The sequence below is a fragment of the Streptomyces sp. SID13031 genome (genome assembly GCF_010548305.1).
Taxonomy (GTDB): Bacteria; Actinomycetota; Actinomycetes; order Propionibacteriales; family Kribbellaceae; genus Kribbella.
On sequence record NZ_JAAGLV010000010.1, the window covers coordinates 21,860 to 40,766 of the forward strand.

Consider the following 18,907-nt stretch of genomic DNA (forward strand, 5'->3'; position numbering starts at 1 on the left):
AGGGTCTGGTTAGGGTGGGGCGTGCCCGAAGCCATCACCACCTTGCGCGCCGAGCTGTCGCTGTTCGACCGGGCGGAGGAGGCGTTCGCGCTGCTGGAGACCTTCCTCGAGGTCGCCCGGCCGCGGATCGGCTCGGTATCCATCGATCCGGATCTGCTCGGGCTGCCCGACGAGATGACCGACGACCGGGTCGTCGTCCAGGGCCTGATCGATGCCATCCGCAACGAGCCGCTCCGCAAGCGGCCGTTCTGGGCGGCGACCGACCGCGAGTACGACCTCGACGACGAGCAGGCCCGCTGGGACTACACCCGGCTCGCCTACTGCTCCATCCGCGCGGCCGTCTGGAGTGAGCCCAGGACCACCACCTACTTCGAGGTCGCCGACCAGACCAGTGCGACGTACTGGCTGCCGGACACCCTGAAGACGCAGTATTTCGACGCCATCGACGCCAAGGGCTGGGCGATCCCCGAGGACTGGCTCACCGCGCCGTCGAAGATGCCCAAACCCTGGTGGCGGCGCTTCTAGACCGCGGGCAGCCGTTCCAGTGCCTTCGCAACAGAGGCCTGCAGCTCAGCGTCGTCCCAGGCCCGGTCGGTCATCGCGCCGGACAAGTAGGCGTCGTACGCCGCCAGATCCAGATGCCCGTGCCCGCACAGTGCCGTCAGGATGACCTTCTCCTCGCCGGACTCCTTGCAGCGTTGGGCTTCCTCGATCGCCGCGGCCAGCGCGTGCGTCGGCTCGGGCGCCGGCAGGATGCCCTCGGAGCGCGCGAACAGCACCCCGGCCGCGAAACACTCCGACTGCGGCTTGGCGATGGCCTCGATCTCGCCGGTCTCGTACAGATGGCTGATCAACGGGCTCATCCCGTGGTACCGCAGCCCGCCGGCGTGGATCGGGTCCGGGACGAAGTCGTGCCCGAGCGTGTGCATCTTCATCAGCGGCGTCATCCCCAACGTGTCGCCGAAGTCGTAGGCATAGGTGCCCTGCGTCAGCGTCGGGCACGCCGTCGGCTCGACCGCGCGGACGACGGGCGACATCCGCCCGGCCCACTTCTCCCGCAGGAAGGGGAAGGCGAGGCCGCCGAAGTTCGAGCCGCCACCGGTGCAGCCGACCAGCACGTCGGGCGTCTCGCCGACCATCGCGAGCTGCATCAGCGCTTCCTCGCCGATGATCGTCTGGTGCATCAGCACGTGGTTGAGCACGCTGCCGAGTGCGTAGTGCACGGTCGGATCGGCGACCGCCATCTCGACCGCTTCGCTGATCGCGATCCCGAGCGACCCGGGGGAGTCGGGGTCCTCGCTGAGGATCTTCCGGCCGGCCTCGGTCAGGTCGGACGGGCTCGGGTGCACGGTCGCGCCGAAGACTTCCATCATCGTTCGCCGGTACGGCTTCTGGTCGTACGAGGCCCGGACCTGCCAGACCTCACACTCCAGCCCGTACTGCGCGCAGGCGAACGCGAGTGCTGTACCCCACTGACCCGCGCCCGTCTCCGTGGTGAGCTTCCGAACGCCCGACTTCGCGTTGTAGTACGCCTGCGGTACTGCGGTGTTCGGCTTGTGCGAGCCGGCCGGCGAGACACCCTCGTACTTGTAGTAGATCCGAGCCGGCGTATCGAGCGCCTTCTCCAGCCGGTGCGCCCGGTAGAGCGGGCTGGGCCGCCACAGCCGGTAGACGTCGAGCACTTCACCGGGGATGTCGATGTACTGCTCCTGCGACACCTCTTGCAGGATCAGGTCCATCGGGAACAGCGGAGCGAGATCCTCCGGCCCGATGGGCTGCCCGGTCCCGGGATGCAGCACCGGCGGCGGGGGAGTCGGCAGATCGTGCAACACGTTGTACCAGCGAGTCGGCAGCTCATCCTCGGGCAGCAGGATCTTCGTCGGCGTCATGCACGCAAAGTAAGGCCTGACGCCATCGGGGTCTAGTGCGTCGGTACAGGCTGTGAAGCGCTCGCGGTCTCCGGCACTCCGAGCCATGCGTCGATCTCGCCGAGCAGGCTCTTCTGTACTTCGGACGGCGCGGTCGACGCGAGCACCGAAGCCCGGGCCAGATCCGCCAGCTCGGGGTCGGTGAAGCCGTGCACGTTGCGGGCCGTCTCGTACTGCTCTGCCAGCCGCGAGCCGAACAGCAGCGGGTCGTCGGCGCCCAGTGCGATCCGCGCGCCCGCCTCGTACAGCTGGCGCAGTGGCACGTCCTCGGCTCGTTGGTAGACACCCAGCGAGACGTTGGAGGCCGGGCAGACCTCCAGGGCGACCTGTGCGTCGACCACTCGCTTGAGCAGCTCCGGGTCTTCGACAGAGCGGACGCCGTGGCCGATCCGGCCGGCGCCGAGCTCGTCGAGGCACGTCCGCACGGTGGCCGGGCCGCACAGCTCACCGCCGTGGGGTGCGGCGAGCAGGCCGGCATGACGGGCGATCCGGAACGCCGGGGCGAACTCGGACGTAGTACCGCGTCGCTCGTCGTTGGACAGGCCGAAGCCGACGACTCCACGGCCGACGTACTGCGCGGCGAGCCGGGCGAGGGTCCGGGCGTCGAGCGGGTGCCGGGTGCGGTTGGCGGCGATCACGACCTGGACCGAGATCCCGGTGCTCGCGGAGGCGTCGCGGGCGGCGTCCAGGACGAGGTCGGTGAACTCGGTGATGCCGCGGAAGCGGCTCGCGTACCCCGAAGGGTCGACCTGGATCTCGAGCCAGCGGGAGCCGTCGGCGCGGTCGTCCTCGGCGGCTTCGCGGACCAGGCGGCGGACGTCGTCCTCTGTCCGCAATACGGAGCGGGCGACGTCGTACAGGCGCTGAAAGCGGAACCAGCCGCGCTCGTCGGCGGCCGAGAGCACCGGCGGCCACTCGGTCCGCAGCGCGTCCGGCAGCCGGACGCCGTGCTTGTCGGCCAGCTCGACCAGGGTGAGGTGCCGCATCGACCCGGAGAAGTGCAGGTGCAGGTGGGTCTTCGGCAGCAGCCGCAGGTCCCGATCCGTCATTACAGAAGGTTACCGACAGACCGCCCGGCGATGAAATCCGGGCGGCCTGCCGACGCTGGGCCGGTCAGCTGAGCAGTTTGGCGATCCGGGCGATGCCCTCGGTCAGGTCGGCGTCGCCCAGGGCGTAGGACAGCCGCAGGTAGCCGGGGGCGCCGAACGCCTCGCCGGGAACGACCGCGACCTCGACCTCGTCCAGGATGATGGCGGCCAGCTCGGCCGAGGTGTTCGCGACCTTGCCGTTGATCTCCCGGCCGAGCAGGCCCTTGACCGACGGGTACGCGTAGAACGCGCCGGTCGGCTCCGGGCACTCGATGCCGGGGATGTCGTTGAGCAGCTGCACCATCAGCTTGCGCCGCCGGTCGAAGGCCACCTTCATCTCGTCGACCGCGCTCAGGTCGGCGGTCAGGGCGGCGATCGCGGCCCGCTGGGCGACGTTGCAGACGTTCGAGGTCTGGTGCGACTGCAGGTTCGTCGCGGCCTTGATGACGTCCTTCGGGCCGATCATCCAGCCGACCCGCCAGCCGGTCATCGCGTAGGTCTTGGCGACGCCGTTCAGGACGACGGTCTGGTTGGCCAGCTCCGGTACCGCGACCGGCAGCGAGGTCGACTTGGTGTCGCCGTAGGTGAGGTGCTCGTAGATCTCGTCGGTGATCACCCAGATGTCGTGCTCCAGCGCCCAGCGGCCGATCGCCTCGATCGCCTCCGGGGTGTCCACCGCGCCGGTCGGGTTCGACGGCGAGCAGAACAGCAGCGCCTTCGTCTTCTCGGTCCGGGCCGCCTCGAGCTGCTCGACGGTGACCAGGTAGTTCTGGCTCTCGTCGGCCAGCACCTCGACCGGCACGCCGCCGGCCAGCTGGATCGTCTCCGGGTAGGTGGTCCAGTACGGCGCCGGCAGCAGCACCTCGTCGCCCGGGTCGAGCAGCGTCGCGAACGTGTTGTAGACGGCGTGCTTGCCGCCGTTGGTGACGAGCACCTGGCTCGCCTCGATCTCGTACCCCGAATCCCGCAACGTCTTATCGACGATGGCCTGCTTGAGCTCGGGCAGACCACCCGCCGGGCTGTAGCGGTGGTTCTTGGGATCGCGGGCCGCGACGACGGCGGCCTCGACGATGTAGTCGGGGGTCGGGAAGTCCGGCTCACCGGCGCCGAAGCCGATCACCGGGCGGCCGGCCGCCTTGAGAGCCTTCGCCTTCGCGTCGACAGCGAGGGTGGCCGATTCACTGATTGCACCGATACGTGCGGAGATGCGGGAGACCATGACCCCATCCTGGCACTGCCCGCCCGTCCGTCACATCCGGGGATCGCCTGGTGACCGGAACTCGGGCGGGCCCCCCGGCGTTGGCACGTGCGTGAAGACGGTAAGGTTCTGCCCGCAGTACGACGTCCGGCCCGAAGTCCACGGAGGTTCGCCGCCGTGGCGGGGACCCGGAGCACCCTGGGGCTCAGTTCGACCAGGTGGCCCCGACCCCGTACACTCTTCTAGTCCGGGCGTAGATGGCCCTGACTCGGCATGCCCGAGATCAGGTCCAGCGGCGTCTGGAACTTTGCAGAGGGCACTAGCTCAACTGGCAGAGCATCGGTCTCCAAAACCGAAGGTTGGGGGTTCAAGTCCCTCGTGCCCTGCAAATCCTGTCCGGTACAACGCCGGCCAGGCCGCCGCTAGCGAAAGAGGTAGGTCGTGACGGAGACGCGCACCCCGGCACCGTCCGGCGCCGGTAAGCCTGCGGAGAGCAAGTCGGGAAACCGGCTACTGCGCTTCTACCGCCAGGTGGTCGCCGAGCTCCGCAAGGTGGTCTGGCCGACCCGCAAGCAGCTGTCCACCTACTTCGTGGTCGTCCTGACCTTCGTGGTGTTCGTCATCGCGATCGTGTCGGTGCTCGACCTCGCGTTCGGCTGGGCGATGTTCAAGATCTTCGGCTGACGGCTCAGCCGAGCACCGAACCACCTGCCGGAGCCCACCCGGTTCCACCACCCGATGCACAGATGACGGAGTACAACGTGTCCGACCAGCGCGACGACGAGGTCCTGGAGAAGGACGAGTTCGACGTAACCGCTGACTCCGACGACGTCCTCGATCTCGACTTGGGTTTCGACGACTCCGACGATGACGACGATGACGACGACCTGTTCGCGGACATCGAGGTCGAGGTCGGTGACGACGACGAGGTGCCGGTGGCGGCCGAGAGCGAGTACGCCGCCGACGACGAGGCCGAGGACGGCGCTCCCGACGCGGACGACTCTGACGACGAGCCGGTGGTCGTAGTAGCGGCCGCTGACGCCGCGGAGGACGACGAGGTGGTCACCGCCGCCGACGTCGACGACGCAGCCGAAGAACTGGCCGAAGAGACCGCCGAGACGGCTCCGGACGACACGACGGAGGCCGAGCCCGCGGTCGACGCGGTCGTCTTCTCGTCCGCCGACGCCGATGAGGACGGCTCGTCCGCCGACGACACGGACGACTCCGCCGACGAGGACGCTGTCGACGTAGAGGCCGAGCCGGCCGACCCGCTGGAGGAGCTGCGCAGCACGCTGCGCTCCCAGATCGGCGACTGGTACGTGGTGCACACGTACTCGGGGATGGAGAACCGGGTCAAGGGCAACCTTGAGAACCGGATCAACTCCCTGAACATGGAAGACTTCATCTTCGAGATCGTCGTGCCGACCGAAGAGGTCGCCGAGATCAAGAACGGGCAGCGCCGGATGGTCAAGCGCACCGTGCTTCCCGGCTACGTGCTGGTCCGGATGGACCTGACGGACGAGTCCTGGTCCACCGTGCGGCACACGCCGTCGGTGACCGGCTTCGTCGGGAACAGCCAGAAGCCCGTCCCGCTCAGCCTCGAAGAGGTCGAGAAGATGCTCGCCCCGGCCGTCGTGGCGGCGGCCGAGGCAGCGGCAGCCGAGACCGGCGCCGCCCCCACCAAGACCGCGGCCAAGAAGAAGGTCGAGGTCGCCGACTTCGGTGTGGGCGACTCGGTCATGGTCGTCGACGGGCCGTTCGCGACCCTGCACGCCACCATCACGGAGATCAATGCCGACGCCCAGCGGATCAAGGCGCTGGTGGAGATCTTCGGCCGGGAGACCCCGGTGGAACTCAGCTTCAGCCAGATCCAGAAAGTCTAAGGACCCGAGACAATGCCTCCCAAGAAGAAGATCGCTGCCCTCGTGAAGGTGCAGCTCCAGGCCGGCGCCGCGACCCCGGCTCCGCCGGTCGGTACCGCGCTCGGTCCGCACGGCGTCAACATCATGGAGTTCTGCAAGGCGTACAACGCCCAGACGGAGTCCATGCGCGGAAACGTCGTGCCGGTCGAGATCACCATCTACGAAGACCGCTCCTTCACGTTCATCACCAAGACGCCGCCGGCGCCGGAGATGATCAAGAAGGCCGCGGGCCTGCAGAAGGGGTCGGCCGTCCCGCAGAAGGACAAGGTCGGCAAGATCACCAAGGACCAGGTCCGCGAGATCGCCACCACCAAGATGCCCGACCTGAACGCGCGCGACATCGACGCCGCGATGAAGATCATCGAGGGCACCGCACGCTCGATGGGCGTCACGATCGAGAAGTAGTACCTCTTTCCGGTTCACCTCGGTGAGCCAGCTGGAGTGGAAGGGCGAGCAGTTCGCCCATCAAGACCACATCGGACGATGAGTACCGTCCGCAAACAGGAGACTGAAATGGCACAACGCAGCAAGAGCTACCGCGCGATCGCGGAGAAGATCGACTTCGACCACCTGTACACCCCGCTCGAGGCGATCAAGTTCGCCAAGCAGGGCGCGACGGGCAAGAAGTTCAACTCGACCATCGACGTCGCGATGCGTCTCGGGGTCGACCCCCGCAAGGCCGACCAGATGGTGCGCGGCACCGTCATCCTTCCGCACGGCACCGGCAAGACGGCACGGGTCCTCGTCTTCGCCACCGGTGAGAAGGCCGAGGCCGCACTGGCCGCCGGCGCCGACTTCGTCGGTGACGACGACCTGATCAAGAAGGTCACCGACGGCTGGCTCGACTTCGACGCCGTCGTCGCGACCCCCGACCTGATGGGCAAGGTCGGCCGGCTGGGCCGCGTGCTCGGACCGCGTGGTCTGATGCCGAACCCGAAGACCGGTACGGTCACCCCCGATGTGACGAAGGCCGTCAACGACATCAAGGGCGGCAAGATCGAGTTCCGGGTCGACCGGCACGCGAACCTGCACTTCCTCATCGGCAAGGTCTCCTTCGACGAGGCCCAGCTGGTGGAGAACTACAGCGCCGCACTGGAGGAGATTCTCCGGCTGAAGCCCTCCAGCTCCAAGGGCCGCTACATCAAGAAGACCGTCTTCTCGACGACGATGGGTCCGGGCGTCCAGGTAGACCCGAACGCCACCAAAAACCTCCTCGAGGAGAACGCAGAGGCCTGAGCCTCCCGCTTCTTCCAGTCACACCCCGAAAACCCCGGTCCCACGGACCGGGGTTTTTCGCGTACTACGAGCGCCGGGTGAGCAGGTCCGGCGTGAGGTCGGCGAGGGTGCGGGCGCCGGCCAGGCGCATGGCGTGCTCCAGTTCGTCGCCGAGGTCGGTGATCAAGCGGGTCACTCCGGCTGAGCCGTCGACGGTCAGGGCCCACAACGCTGGGCGCCCGACCAGTACTGCGCGGGCGCCCAGTGCGAGTGCTGCCATGACGTGTTCCCCGCGGCGGATTCCACCGTCGACGTAGACCTCGGTGGTGGTACCCGCGAGAGCGGCTGCTACCTCCGGAAGTGCTTGTGCAGTGGGGATTGCGCCGTCGAGTTGGCGGCCGCCGTGGTTGGAGACGATCACCCCGGCGGCACCCGCGTCGGAGCAGCGCTTGGCGTCGTCGCCGCGCAACACGCCCTTCACCAGAACGGGAAGGCCGGTCCGCTCGGCCAGCCAGCCGATCACATCCGGGGTGAGGTCGTCGGCCTTGTCCAGGTCGCCGTCGCCGTAGTCATCGTCGTCCAGGTTGGCCAGCAGATGATCCGGCGGGAGCCCCTCCCACACCGACGGCCCGTCGTCCTCCTTGCGCCCGACCACCGGGGTGTCGGCGGTCAGTACGACGGCCCGCGCGCCACCCGCGACCGCAGCATCCAGCATCCGCAGGGTGATGTCGCGGTTCCGCACCACGTAGATCTGCAACCACCACGGCGTACCGACCGCACCGATCGCGCCGAACGTAGTACCGGCGTTGCTGGAGACTCCGAGCAGCGATCCGGCCGCGCCCACACCCGCGGCCATCGCCAGCTCTCCGTCGGGATCCGCCTGCCGCTGCAGCGTCGTCGGCGCCACGAGCACCGGTACGTCGACCGGCACGCCCAGCACCGTCGTCGTGAGATCGACCGTCGACACATCGGTCAGCACACGCGGCCGAAAGCGATACTCACTCCAGGCCGCGACCGCCTCCCCAACGCTGATCCCACCAGCGGCCCCCTGCCGGAAGTACCGATGCACAGCCTCCGGCAACTTCTCCCCAGCGGCTGCTTCCAACCCATCGATCCATCGCATACCCCCGATCCTTCCACCCAACGACCCCCGCCTCCCGCCCTCCGCGCCTCCCGCTCCGCGCGGTATTGTTGGGGGCGTGGAGAGGTATGGGCAGCGATTTTTGTGCCCCGGCCGGCGCGATGGTGCCGACGGGGTGAGTCGCTGCTGCGCTCTCTCCTGAGGTGACCGCGGCTGGTCGGGGTGTCTGTTCCCTCGGACCGCTGCTCACAGGAGAGATAACCCATGGCTGTACTCACCACCGAAGAACTGCACTCTGCCCTCGCCCTGCGCGACCTGGCCGATCCGGCTCAAGGTCCGCATGCGATCCAGCTGATCGTCGACCAGATCCGGGCCGCGCTCGGGCAGGCCTGGCCGTACACGGAGATCTGGACCCGGCGAGATCATCCGGTCGTCTCGCTCGCCGACAACTACGACAACCTCGGGTACGCCGCCGGCGCGGTGACTCGCGAGGAGCGCTACACCCGCTACGCCTCGCCGGGGGAGGTACTGCGGAGCCACACGTCCGCCATGATCCCGCCCGCCCTGCGCGAGCTGGCCGCCTCGGAGGCGTCGGACGTACTGATGATCTGCGCCGGGATCTGCTACCGGCGCGACTCCGTCGACTGGCAGCACACCGGTACTCCGCACCAGCTGGACCTGTGGCGGATCAGCCGCAACGTCACCCTCGGGGAGCCCGAGCTGGAGACCATGATCGCCAAGCTGGTGGAGACCGTCCTGCCGGGCCAGACCTACCGCACCGTGCCGGCCGTGCATCCGTACACGATCCACGGGCGCCAGATCGACGTCCTGCTCGACGACCAGTGGATCGAGATCGGCGAGTGCGGCGTCGCGGCCCCCGCCGTACTGCGCAAGGCCGGGCTCGACGAGAGCTGGACGGGGCTCGCGATGGGTCCTGGTCTCGACCGGCTACTCATGCTGCGCAAGGGGATTCGGGACATTCGGTTGCTTCGGTCAACGGATCCGCGGGTGGCCGGGCAGTTGCTGGATCTCTCGCCGTACAAGCCGGTCTCCGCGATGCCCGCGGTACGCCGTGACCTGTCGGTCGTGGTCGGTCCCGACGCCGACGTATCGGACGAGGTGCTCGGCGACCGGGTCCGCCAGGCCCTGGGCGTCGATGCCGAGGCCGCGGAGTCGGTCGAAGTACGCGGCGAAACGTCGTACGCCGAGTTGCCGCCCGCCGCGCGGGAACGGCTCCAGCTCAAGCCGGGTCAGCGCAACGTGCTGGTCCGGCTGGTGCTCAGGCCGCTCGACCGGACACTGACCGATGCTGAGGCCAATCGGTTGCGCGACCAGGTCTACTCGGCGCTTCACGAGGGACCTGTACCGGAACTGATCGGGCAATAGCCGCCAGGGTCCTGCTGGCGAGCACGAACGCGAGGATCGCCAGCGGGGCCTCGAGGATCAGCGCCTGGGCCAGAGCGAGGTTGTGGTCGAGGCCGGGACCGGCCGTCGTCACGTCGAACCAGGCGTCGGCGACCAGCAAGGTCCCGGCCGCGACGGCTGCCAGGGCGGCGCGAGGGTCGCGCCGGTGGAGCAAGAAGGCGGTCAGCCCGGCCGTGGCCGCGATGGCCAGGTCGAGGCCGATCCAGGCGAGCTGCCAGTGGTCGGCCGAGTAGGTCGGCGGCAGGGTGACCGCAAGAATCAGCACCCAGGGCAACAACACGACCGCTACACCGCCTGCCACGAAAACGGCGACGCCACCGGCGGACCGGCGTGGACGGGTCTTGCCGTCCAGCCGCCGGTCGTCGATGGCGTTTCCCCACATGACAAGTGACAGCGCCGCCAGGGCTCAGGGAATTCCCGCCACTGGTGTCATGGCACCGCCCGGCCAGTCCTAGATGATCACCCAGAGCAGGGAGGCCATTCCGAAGCCGACCAGGGACAGGATGGTTTCCAGTACCGACCAGGTCAGCAGGGTCTCCTTGACGGTCATGTTGAAGTACTTCGCGACGATCCAGAAGCCGCCGTCGTTGACGTGGCTGAGGATGATCGAGCCGGCGCAGATGGCCGCCGCGATCAGCGCGAGGTGCGCCTGCGAGTAGCCCTCCGTGGTCAGCAGCGGTCCGACGATGCCGCCGGTCGTCACGATCGCGACGGTCGCCGAGCCCTGCGCGATCCGCAGGCCGCACGAGATGACGTAGGCGAGCAGCAGGATCGGGAGACCCGCACTGGACAGACTCTTGGCGAGCGCGGCACCGACCCCGGTGGCCGAGATGACCGCGCCGAAGAACGCACCCGCGCCGACCACCAGCAAGATCATGCCGACGGGCTTCAGCGAGTTGCTGCTCAGTTCGCTGAACTCCGCGTTCGTCATGCCACGGCGGACGCCGAGCAGGTAGTAGGCGAGCAGGACGGCGAGCAGCAGCGCGACGGCCGGGTTGCCGAGGAACGTGAGGACGCTGAGAATGTCGCGGTCCGGGTCGAGGATCAGCGTGCCGAAGGTCGCGCCGAGGATCAGTACCAGCGGCAGCAGGATGACCGCCATCACCAGGCCGAGCGACGGCTCGGGCTTGTCCTCGGCGTTGTCGTCGACGACGACGAACTCGTCCGGCACGGACACCGGGACGCGAGGCGCGATGTAGAGCGGCCAGAGGATGCCGGCGACGGCGAAGGCGGGCAGACCGCAGGCCAGGCCGATGATGATCAGCCAGCCCATGTCGACGTGCAGCAGTCCGGCGACCGCGGTCGGGCCGGGGTGGGGTGGCAGGAAGGCGTGCGTCATCGACAGGCCGGCCAGGACGGGCAGCGCGTAGAGCACGAGCGACTTGCCGCCGCGCTTCGCCGCGACGTACACGAGCGGGGCGAGGACGAAGATGCCGATGTCGAAGAAGACCGGGATGCCGAAGATCAGGCCGACCAGGCCCATCGCGACCGGGGTGCCCTTGGGGCCGAACAGCTTCAGCAGCCGGCGGCTGAGCACATCGGCGCCACCGGACTTCTCCAGCAGCGCGCCGAGAACGGTGCCCAGACCGATGATCACCGCGATGTGGCCGAGGATGCCGCCGAAGCCCTTCTCCAGGACGGAGTCGCTCGACTTGAGCGCCGTACCGACGATGGTCCGGACGTTCAGCCCGGCGGCCAGCGCCAGGAACAGGCCGGTCGCCAGCAGCGAGATGAACGGTTCGAGCTTGATCTTGATGATCAGGAACAACAGCAGCGCGATGGCCACCAGACACAGCAGCAACAAGCCTGCCGTGTCGTGGTGCAGCCAGTCGATGGCTCCGGACATGGGGACACTCCGAGGGGGTGGGGACAAAGCCGGGTGGGTCGGGACAAAGGCGGGTGGATCAGCTCAATGCGGCGCAGAAGGCCTTCGCGTTGCTGGTGATCTGGGACCAGTTGGCGGCGGTGATGTCGGCGGGCGACACGACATCGGTACCGGCGCTGACCGCGAGCGCGCCGGCCTCCAGGAACTGCCGGGCGTTACCGGCGTTGACCCCGCCGGACGGAACCAGGGGGACACCTGGGAAGGGACCGTTGAGGTCTTTCAGGTACTTCGGGCCGAGGTGGTGGGCGGGGAAGATCTTGACCGCGTCGGCGCCGAGGGCCAGTGCCGTCATCACCTCGGACGGGGTGAAGGAGCCCAGCACGATGGGGATCCCGGCGTCGTGCGCGGTGGCCACGATCGCCGCCGCCTCGGGCCCTTGGCCGGGCGTGACCAGGAACGCGGCGCCCGCGTCAACGGCCGAGCGAGCTTGCGCGGCCGTCTGCACGGTACCGGCGCCGACGACTGCTCCGGTATCACCGGACGCGGCCCGCTCGAGGTGCCTGGGCAGGTCGGGGGTGGTGAAGGTCAGCTCGATCACATGGATGCCGCCGGCAACGAGTGCGGCGCACAGGTCGCGCGCGTCGTCGAGCGCCGGGGCCCGTACGACGCTCAGCACCCGATCGGCGCGGAGCAGGTCCAGCGTGGTCATCTAGTTTCCTTCCTCAGGGGCGGCAGGGTTAGTACGGCGGATCGCGCGGCCGGGCAGGGCGTCGGTGCGGTGGCCGGCCTCGATGACGGGGACACCGCCGACGAGCACCCAGGGGATGCCCTCGGCCTGCTGGCGGGGGTTGTCGAAGGTCGCGGTGTCGCGCACCCCGGCGGGGTCGAAGAGCACCAGATCCGCGTGGTACCCCTCGCGAACGAGCCCCCGATCGGTCAGCCGAAGCCGCTTCGCGGGACGGCCGGTCAGGTGGTGGATGCAGTCGGCGAGCTCGAGGACGCCCAGCTCGCGGACGTAGTGCGCGAGGTACCGGGGGAACGTCCCCCACGCCCGCGGATGCGGCTTTCCGCCGACCAGGATCGCGTCCGAACCACCCGTGTGCGTCGGGTGCTTCATGATCGCCTGCACGTTCTCCTCGTGCCCGACGTGCTGCAGGATCGTCGTCGCGAGGTTGTCCCGGATCAGCAGCTCGAAGAACACGTCCGCCGGCGCGCGGCCGCTCCCGGTCGCGATCGCCGCGACAGTCTTGCCGACCGCGTCGGCGAGCTCCGGGTTCTTCACGCCGCCGATCTCGATCGTGTTCCAGTCGGTCACGCAGCCGTGGCAGCCGTCCGTGCCGACCTGCTCCAGCTCGTAGCTGATCCGCTCGCGGTCGGCCGGATCGGCCAGCCGGGCGATCAGCGCGTCCGAGCCGCCCTCCGCGCTCCAGCTCGGCAGGATCGCCGATAAAGTCGTTGCCCCGGGCAAGTACGGGTAGGTGTCGGTGGTGATGTCGACGCCGTCCGCGAGCGCCTCGTCGATCATCGCGAGCAGGTCGACGCCACGGCCCTTGTTCGGCTCGAAGTTCATCGTCGCGTGGGTCAGGTGCAGCGCGCACCCGGACTGCCGGGCGATCTCGACCATCTCGCCGTACGCCTCCAGCGCGCCTTTTCCGTACGAGCGCTGATGCGGGCTGTAGTAGCCGCCGTACTCCGCGACCACCTTGCAGAGCTCGACGAGCTCGGCCGTGTCGGCGAACATGCCTGGGGTGTAGGTGAGCCCACTGCTCATCCCCACCGCGCCTTGCTGCAGCCCCTCGGCCAGCAACCGCTTCATCTCTTCCAGCTCTGCCGCGGTGGCCGGCCGATTCGCGGTGCCGACGACCATCATCCGCAGCGTGCCCTGCGGGACCAGGTACGCCGCGTTGCAGGCGATCCCCTGGTCGAGCCGGTCGAGATACCCGGCGACCGTGGACCAGGAGAAGTCGAAGTCGTCCGGCTCCCCGTTCCAGCCCGCGATCTGACGGCGGACGGCGACCCGCGTCGCGTCGTCGATCGGCGCGAACGACAGCCCGTCCTGGCCGAGCACCTCGAGCGTTACGCCCTGGCTGACCTTGGCCGTGTGGTCCGGGTTCGCCAGGATCTGCAGGTCCGAGTGGGCGTGCATGTCGATGAAACCGGGCGTCACGACCAGCCCGTCGGCGTTGATCGTCCGCTCGGCGCGCAGGACGTCGCTGCCGGGCAAGTAGTTGCCGACAGCCACGATTCGCCCGCCGTTGACGGCGACGTCGGCGCGGAAGCCCGCGGTACCGGTGCCGTCGATCACGGTCGCGCCGGTGATCAGGAGGTCAATCATCAGAAGAAGGTCCGGATCAGGTCGACGACCACCGGGTCATCGGCGTCCGGGTCGTCGACGACGGGGATCAGGCCCCACTTGTCGAACGCGGTACAGGGATGCGACAGCCCGACGCGCAGCTCGTCGCCGATCACCACCGGCGGCTCGCCATCGGGGGAGAAACGCAGGAAGCCGTGCTGGTCGTTCATCTTCGTCACGGTCATCCCCTCCACCGCGCGGACGTGCTCGTCGGCGGATCGCGGCCGGAGCAGCTGCGGCTCGGGCAGCCCTTCGTCGAAGGGCAGATCCCGCTTGCCTGCATCGAAGATCGCCAACCCCGCTTCGGGTTGCGAAGTGATCCGGATCCAGCCGTGCATAGCCGGCACCAGCCGGTCGCCGTCGGTACGAGGCTCGGCGCCCAGTGGCGAGATCTTGCGGTAGTAGCCGTCGTCATGCGCGATGTAGGCGCCGGACCGCAGTACAACCCTCGCGCCCTGTTGGGCGAGCGGAGCGAGTACCTGCGCCACCTGCTCGAAGTACGCGCTACCGCCCGCACTGACCACCGGCACTACGTCAGCGTCGTACTGCAAGGCGCTGTGGACAGCGGCGAGATCCCGGAGGTACGAGCGGACGTGCTCAAGCCCCTCCTCGTCTGCGCCGTGTGCGATCGCCCCTTCGTAGCCAGCGACCCCAGCGAGCCGCAGTGTCGGTGCAGCGACGACGGCGGCGGCTACTGCCAGCGCAGTCTCGGCATCACGGGCACCTGTCCGCCCACCGGCTCCACCGACCTCCACCAGTACGTCGAGCTGCCGCGCGCCCGCGTCGACGTACGCCGATCTCGCGGCCTCCATGATCTCGACAGTGCGCACCGAATCGGCCCACACCATCACGTCGAACCCAGGGTCGCTCGCCAGCTCGTCTGCGATCCAGCGGAGCTGCAGTGGCGAGACCACCGCGTTGGCGACCATCACCCGGCTCACCCCATGGGCCCGGGCGACCCCGAGCTGGAAGACGTTCGCCAGCGTGATCCCCCACGCGCCTGCGTCGAGCTGCTTCGCCCAGAGCGCCGGAGCCATCGGGGTCTTGCCGTGCGGCGCCAGCTGGACCCCGTGCTCGGTGCACCAGCGGGCGAGCGTCTCGATGTTGTGCTGCAGACCAGGCGCGGACAGAGTGAGTAGGGGAGTCGGCAGCTCGGACAGCCGCGGCTTGCCGGCCAGGACGTCGGCGACGGTCCGGCCCCAGAAAGCGGGCGGCAGCGCCTTGTCCTGCCAGCTCACCGGCTGGTCGGCCAGGGCTGCGACGGCGGCGGCATCGTACGGAGCTGACATGACGTCCTCTGCGCTGGTTGCGTTCTGCGCAACGTTCGTTGCGCATTCTGACGTATCGGTTGTAGCATCGCGCCAGAACTTCCGTCAACGACATCCGCCCGAGAGGACTCATCGATGGCCGATCTGGTACCTCGGGCGGTCTGCCTCGGCGAGGCGATGATCATGCTCGCCGCCGAGACCGGTGCCCCGTTGGAGGATGTCGAGACGTTCCGCCGCTCGGTGGGCGGCGCCGAGTGCAACGTCGCCGGCGGCCTGGCTGCGCTGGGGGTGCCGACGGGCTGGATCTCGCGGCTCGGCGCCGACGGCTTCGGGCGGCACGTACTGCGCGACCTGGAGAGCCGTGGGGTCGAGGTGGGTGGCGTCGAGGACGACCCGACCCGGCCGACCGGGCTCTACGTGAAGCACACGATCAACGGCCGGACGCGGATGCACTACTACCGCTCAGGCTCGGCCGCTGCGGCTATGGATGCCGACTTCCTGGATCGGCCGGCAGTGCGCAACCGGCTGGTCGGTGCTGAGCTCGTGCACACCACTGGGATCACTGCGGCCATCTCTACGACGGCTGCTGCGCTGCTGGATCGGTTAGCGGCTTTGCGGGACATGTTGGGCCTCACCTTGAGCGTCGACCTCAACTGGCGGCCGGCGTTGTGGCGTGACACCGACCCGGCTCCGCTGTGGCGGCTGCTGCGGGCGGCTGACGTAGTACTGATCGGTGCTGATGAGGCTGCTGTCTTTGCCGGGACGGGTGATCCAGATGAGCTGCGGCGGCTGTTCGGGCCGCGCGCGACGATCGTGGTGAAGTCGGACGCGCATGTAGCGCTCGCGCTGGAGCCGGACGGGCGGCGTACGGAGGTACCGGCTCTCACTGTTGAAGTAGTAGAGCCGGTGGGTGCTGGCGATGCCTTTGCTGCCGGCTACTTGGCCGGGACGTTGCAGGGGCTGCCCATGGCGCAGCGGTTGCGGCTGGGACATGTGAGCGCTGCGGCCGTGCTGGCTGTGCCTGACGACCATGCGACGCCTCCTGATGCGCGTACGCGGCAGGCGTTGCTCGACTGCTCCGAAGAAGACTGGGCCGGCACCCAGGTGGGACCAGCCGGTATCAGGTCACCAGCCCTGGTGGGAGGTGTGCTGTGAGTCAGAGCCTGGCTAGAGCCCTGCAGATCCTGGTCAGCCTGGGGGAGGGGGACCGCTCGCTCGACCAGCTGGCGACCGAGCTCGACGTCCACAAGACGACAGTGCTGCGGCTGCTGCGGACCATGGAGGTCGAGCGGTTCGTACGACGCGACGAGGCGCACCGCTATCGGCTGGGGTCTCGGCTGTTCTCGCTGGCCGACGCGGCTCGGGAGCAGCACGTAGTACGGGCTGTTGCTGCTCCGCACTTGCTGCAGCTCAACCAGCGGACCGGGCAGACGGTGCACCTGGCGGCGTACGAGAACGGGCAGGTCATCTACATCGACAAGCTCGACAGTGTGCAGTCGGTGCGGATGTACAGCCAGATCGGCGTACCGGCCGCTCTGCACTGCACGGCCGTCGGCAAGGTGCTGCTCGCCGCGCAGCCGAAGCGGCAGCGGGAAGGCTTGCTGACCACCATCGAGTACCACCTGTACACGCCGAACACGATCGCGGGACCGGACCAGCTGCGCGACGAGCTCGACCTGGTCCGGTCGCAGGGCTGGGCGCACGACCGAGCCGAGCACGAGACCTTCATCAACTGCATCGGGGCGCCGATCACCGAGCGCACCGGCCGGGTGGTGGGAGCCGTCTCGGTGTCGGTACCGGACGTTCTGCTCAACTATGAGCAGGTGCTGGAGCTGCTGCCGGACCTGCTGGCCACCGCGGCCGCCATCGGCGCCGACTACAACTGACTTCCCACTGACTTTCAGCCAACTGATCGAGAGGAACCCTAGAAAAATGTCCGACAAGACCGCCGTCTCCACCCCCGATGCCCCCGCCCCGATGCCGGTGTTCTCCCAGGGAGTCCGCAAGGGCAACGTCCTGCAGGTGTCCGGCCAGGGCTCGGTCGACCCGGCGAGCGGCTCGTTCGTCTTCGAGGGTGACGTGAAGGCGCAGACCACCCGGGTCCTGCAGAACATCGAGGCGATCCTGAAGGCCGGCGGCGCCACCTTCGACGACGTCCTGATGCTCCGCGTCTACCTCACCACCCGCGACGACTTCGCCCCGATGAACGAGGCCTACGCCGAGTTCGTCACCCCCCGCACCCCCAGCGGCATCCTCCCCTCCCGCACCACCGTCTTCACCGGCCTCCCCCTCGAGCAGATGCTGGTAGAAATCGACGCCCTCGCAGTCCTGTCCTGATCCTTGGGACAGGCGTCTCATCAGGTAGTTGAGGGTGGGACGATGAGGGGGATGGCAGACCCGGTCAGTCTCTGGAGGATCGCTCCCTCGATCTATCTGCCGGCCTTGCTGTACGGCATCGGCCAGGGGGCGATCGCTCCCGTTGTCGCTCTGTCGGCGCGTGATCTGGGTGCTTCGATCGCGGTTGCCAGTCTGGTCGTCGCCGCGGCCGGTGTCGGGCAAGTGATCGGTGATATCCCGGCGGGCGCGCTCACCACCCGGATCGGTGAGCGGCGTGCGATGTTACTGGCGACCGGGCTCGTATCGGTCGCGCTGGTGGCCTGTCTCCTCGTTCCGAACGTCTGGGGGCTCGCGCTCGCCATCGGCGCGACCGGGCTCGCCGCCGCGGTCTGGGGCCTGGCCCGGCAGGCCTATCTCAGTGAGGCCGTCCCGATCCAGCTCCGTGCGAGAGCGCTGTCGACTCTCGGTGGCGTGCAGCGGATCGGCTCCTTCATCGGCCCGTTCCTCGGCGCCTTCGCGATGAAGTTCCTCGGCACCGACGGCGCCTACTGGGTCCACCTGGTCGCGGCCGCGCTCGCCTGCGTGGTCCTGCTGAGCCTCCCGGACATCGAGTCCGTACGCCGCAACCGCGCCGCCAACCCGGTCGTCATGCAATCCACCCGCACGGTCATCCGCGAGCATCTCCCAGTACTACGGACGCTCGGCGTCGGCGCACTCCTCGTCGGCGCCGTTCGCGCTTCGCGGCAGGTGGTGATCCCGTTGTGGGCCGAGCATCTCGGACTCGATCCGCAGACCACCAGCCTGATCTTCGGCATCTCGGGTGCCGTCGACATGCTGCTGTTCTATCCGGCCGGCTCGGTGATGGACCGGTTCGGGCGCAAGTGGGTCGCAGTACCGTCGATGTTCGTACTCGGGCTGGCGCATCTGCTCCTGCCACTGACGCATTCGGGCCTGACGCTGACCGCGGTCGCTCTGCTGATGGGCGTCGGCAACGGGCTGGGCGCCGGCGTGATCATGACCCTCGGGGCCGACGCCTCGCCACCGGTCGGCCGGGCCCAGTTCCTCGGCGCCTTCCGGTTGTTCGCCGACACCGGCAGTGGCGCCGGGCCGTTCCTGATCGCCGCGGTCACCGCGATCGCGGGTCTCGGCCCCGCAGTACTGTTCATGGGACTCACCGGATGGGCCGCGGCGACCGCGATGAGCCGGTGGATCCCACCTCTGCCCAGGGCGCCGGAGTAACCGATTTGGTTCGCTCGCCTTCCGATGT

General features: G+C 68.6%; 19 protein-coding genes and 1 tRNA gene. 11 read left to right on the forward strand and 9 right to left on the reverse strand.

Features of this window, described 5'->3' with window-relative positions; genetic code table 11:
- Nucleotides 1-21: 21 nt before the first annotated feature.
- Complete coding sequence (locus G3I17_RS20360; RefSeq protein ID WP_164598604.1) at nt 22-525, forward strand: hypothetical protein; 504 nt, start codon at nt 22-24, stop codon at nt 523-525.
- Here G3I17_RS20360 and G3I17_RS20365 read toward each other — a convergent pair.
- The 3 genes from G3I17_RS20365 to G3I17_RS20375 all read right to left on the reverse strand — a co-directional run bounded on the left by G3I17_RS20365 (nt 522) and on the right by G3I17_RS20375 (nt 4,235).
- Nucleotides 522-1,889: a TrpB-like pyridoxal phosphate-dependent enzyme gene (locus tag G3I17_RS20365; RefSeq protein ID WP_164598606.1), complete on the reverse strand. Its 1,368-nt coding sequence runs from the start codon at nt 1,887-1,889 to the stop codon at nt 522-524. The genes G3I17_RS20360 and G3I17_RS20365 overlap by 4 nt on opposite strands.
- 32 nt (nt 1,890-1,921) lie before the next feature.
- The gene (locus tag G3I17_RS20370; RefSeq protein WP_164598608.1) at nt 1,922-2,977 is read right to left on the reverse strand and encodes an adenosine deaminase; all 1,056 of its coding nucleotides are present in this window, start codon (nt 2,975-2,977) and stop codon (nt 1,922-1,924) included.
- A 64-nt stretch (nt 2,978-3,041) separates the two neighbouring features.
- The gene (locus tag G3I17_RS20375; protein ID WP_164598610.1) at nt 3,042-4,235 is read right to left on the reverse strand and encodes a pyridoxal phosphate-dependent aminotransferase; all 1,194 of its coding nucleotides are present in this window, start codon (nt 4,233-4,235) and stop codon (nt 3,042-3,044) included.
- Between the two features lie 292 nt (nt 4,236-4,527).
- Between G3I17_RS20375 and G3I17_RS20380 the strand changes: the two genes are divergently transcribed.
- The 5 genes from G3I17_RS20380 (at nt 4,528) to rplA (ending at nt 7,372) form a co-directional block, all read left to right on the forward strand.
- Nucleotides 4,528-4,600 (forward strand) — tRNA-Trp (locus G3I17_RS20380).
- A 55-nt stretch (nt 4,601-4,655) separates the two neighbouring features.
- On the forward strand, nt 4,656-4,898 hold the full coding sequence (secE, locus tag G3I17_RS20385) for a preprotein translocase subunit SecE (RefSeq protein WP_020388149.1): 243 nt from the start codon (nt 4,656-4,658) through the stop codon (nt 4,896-4,898).
- A gap of 62 nt (nt 4,899-4,960) precedes the next feature.
- Nucleotides 4,961-6,097, forward strand: coding sequence for a transcription termination/antitermination protein NusG (gene nusG / locus G3I17_RS20390; RefSeq protein ID WP_164598612.1), 1,137 nt, complete (start codon nt 4,961-4,963; stop codon nt 6,095-6,097).
- A 12-nt stretch (nt 6,098-6,109) separates the two neighbouring features.
- The gene (gene rplK / locus G3I17_RS20395; RefSeq protein WP_020388147.1) at nt 6,110-6,541 is read left to right on the forward strand and encodes a 50S ribosomal protein L11; all 432 of its coding nucleotides are present in this window, start codon (nt 6,110-6,112) and stop codon (nt 6,539-6,541) included.
- A gap of 108 nt (nt 6,542-6,649) precedes the next feature.
- Nucleotides 6,650-7,372 carry a 50S ribosomal protein L1 gene (gene rplA, locus G3I17_RS20400; protein WP_164598614.1) on the forward strand — a complete coding sequence of 241 codons (723 nt, stop codon included), beginning with the start codon at nt 6,650-6,652 and terminating at the stop codon, nt 7,370-7,372.
- Nucleotides 7,373-7,436: 64 nt separating this feature from the next.
- On the opposite strand, the gene G3I17_RS20405 is transcribed toward rplA, so the two are convergent.
- Complete coding sequence (locus tag G3I17_RS20405) at nt 7,437-8,474, reverse strand: alpha-hydroxy acid oxidase (protein WP_164598616.1); 1,038 nt, start codon at nt 8,472-8,474, stop codon at nt 7,437-7,439.
- A 222-nt stretch (nt 8,475-8,696) separates the two neighbouring features.
- On the opposite strand from G3I17_RS20405, the gene G3I17_RS20410 reads away from it, so the two are divergent.
- Complete coding sequence (locus G3I17_RS20410; protein WP_164598618.1) at nt 8,697-9,818, forward strand: hypothetical protein; 1,122 nt, start codon at nt 8,697-8,699, stop codon at nt 9,816-9,818.
- On the opposite strand, the gene G3I17_RS20415 is transcribed toward G3I17_RS20410, so the two are convergent.
- The 5 genes from G3I17_RS20415 to G3I17_RS20435 all read right to left on the reverse strand — a co-directional run bounded on the left by G3I17_RS20415 (nt 9,712) and on the right by G3I17_RS20435 (nt 15,324).
- Nucleotides 9,712-10,239, reverse strand: a complete 528-nt coding sequence (locus tag G3I17_RS20415) for a hypothetical protein (RefSeq protein ID WP_203590524.1) — start codon at nt 10,237-10,239, stop codon at nt 9,712-9,714. The genes G3I17_RS20410 and G3I17_RS20415 overlap by 107 nt on opposite strands.
- Nucleotides 10,240-10,308: 69 nt before the next feature.
- Nucleotides 10,309-11,703 (reverse strand): gluconate:H+ symporter, encoded by a 1,395-nt coding sequence (locus tag G3I17_RS20420; protein WP_164598620.1) that lies wholly within the window; start codon nt 11,701-11,703, stop codon nt 10,309-10,311.
- A gap of 58 nt (nt 11,704-11,761) precedes the next feature.
- Nucleotides 11,762-12,391: a bifunctional 4-hydroxy-2-oxoglutarate aldolase/2-dehydro-3-deoxy-phosphogluconate aldolase gene (locus G3I17_RS20425; protein ID WP_164598622.1), complete on the reverse strand. Its 630-nt coding sequence runs from the start codon at nt 12,389-12,391 to the stop codon at nt 11,762-11,764.
- Nucleotides 12,392-14,017, reverse strand: a complete 1,626-nt coding sequence (locus G3I17_RS20430) for a D-aminoacylase (RefSeq protein WP_203590525.1) — start codon at nt 14,015-14,017, stop codon at nt 12,392-12,394.
- Nucleotides 14,017-15,324: an alanine racemase gene (locus G3I17_RS20435; RefSeq protein WP_164598624.1), complete on the reverse strand. Its 1,308-nt coding sequence runs from the start codon at nt 15,322-15,324 to the stop codon at nt 14,017-14,019. Before G3I17_RS20435 ends, G3I17_RS20430 begins: the two co-directional genes overlap by 1 nt.
- A 114-nt stretch (nt 15,325-15,438) precedes the next feature.
- Between G3I17_RS20435 and G3I17_RS20440 the strand changes: the two genes are divergently transcribed.
- From G3I17_RS20440 to G3I17_RS20455, 4 genes are read left to right on the forward strand one after another with little or no spacing between them, the layout of a single operon-like run.
- The gene (locus tag G3I17_RS20440) at nt 15,439-16,458 is read left to right on the forward strand and encodes a sugar kinase (protein WP_164598626.1); all 1,020 of its coding nucleotides are present in this window, start codon (nt 15,439-15,441) and stop codon (nt 16,456-16,458) included.
- Nucleotides 16,455-17,189, forward strand: a complete 735-nt coding sequence (locus tag G3I17_RS20445; RefSeq protein WP_164598628.1) for an IclR family transcriptional regulator — start codon at nt 16,455-16,457, stop codon at nt 17,187-17,189. Before G3I17_RS20440 ends, G3I17_RS20445 begins: the two co-directional genes overlap by 4 nt.
- 46 nt (nt 17,190-17,235) lie before the next feature.
- Nucleotides 17,236-17,640, forward strand: a complete 405-nt coding sequence (locus tag G3I17_RS20450; RefSeq protein WP_164598630.1) for a RidA family protein — start codon at nt 17,236-17,238, stop codon at nt 17,638-17,640.
- Between the two features lie 42 nt (nt 17,641-17,682).
- Complete coding sequence (locus tag G3I17_RS20455; RefSeq protein ID WP_164598632.1) at nt 17,683-18,879, forward strand: MFS transporter; 1,197 nt, start codon at nt 17,683-17,685, stop codon at nt 18,877-18,879.
- The last annotated feature ends 28 nt before the right edge of the window (nt 18,880-18,907 follow it).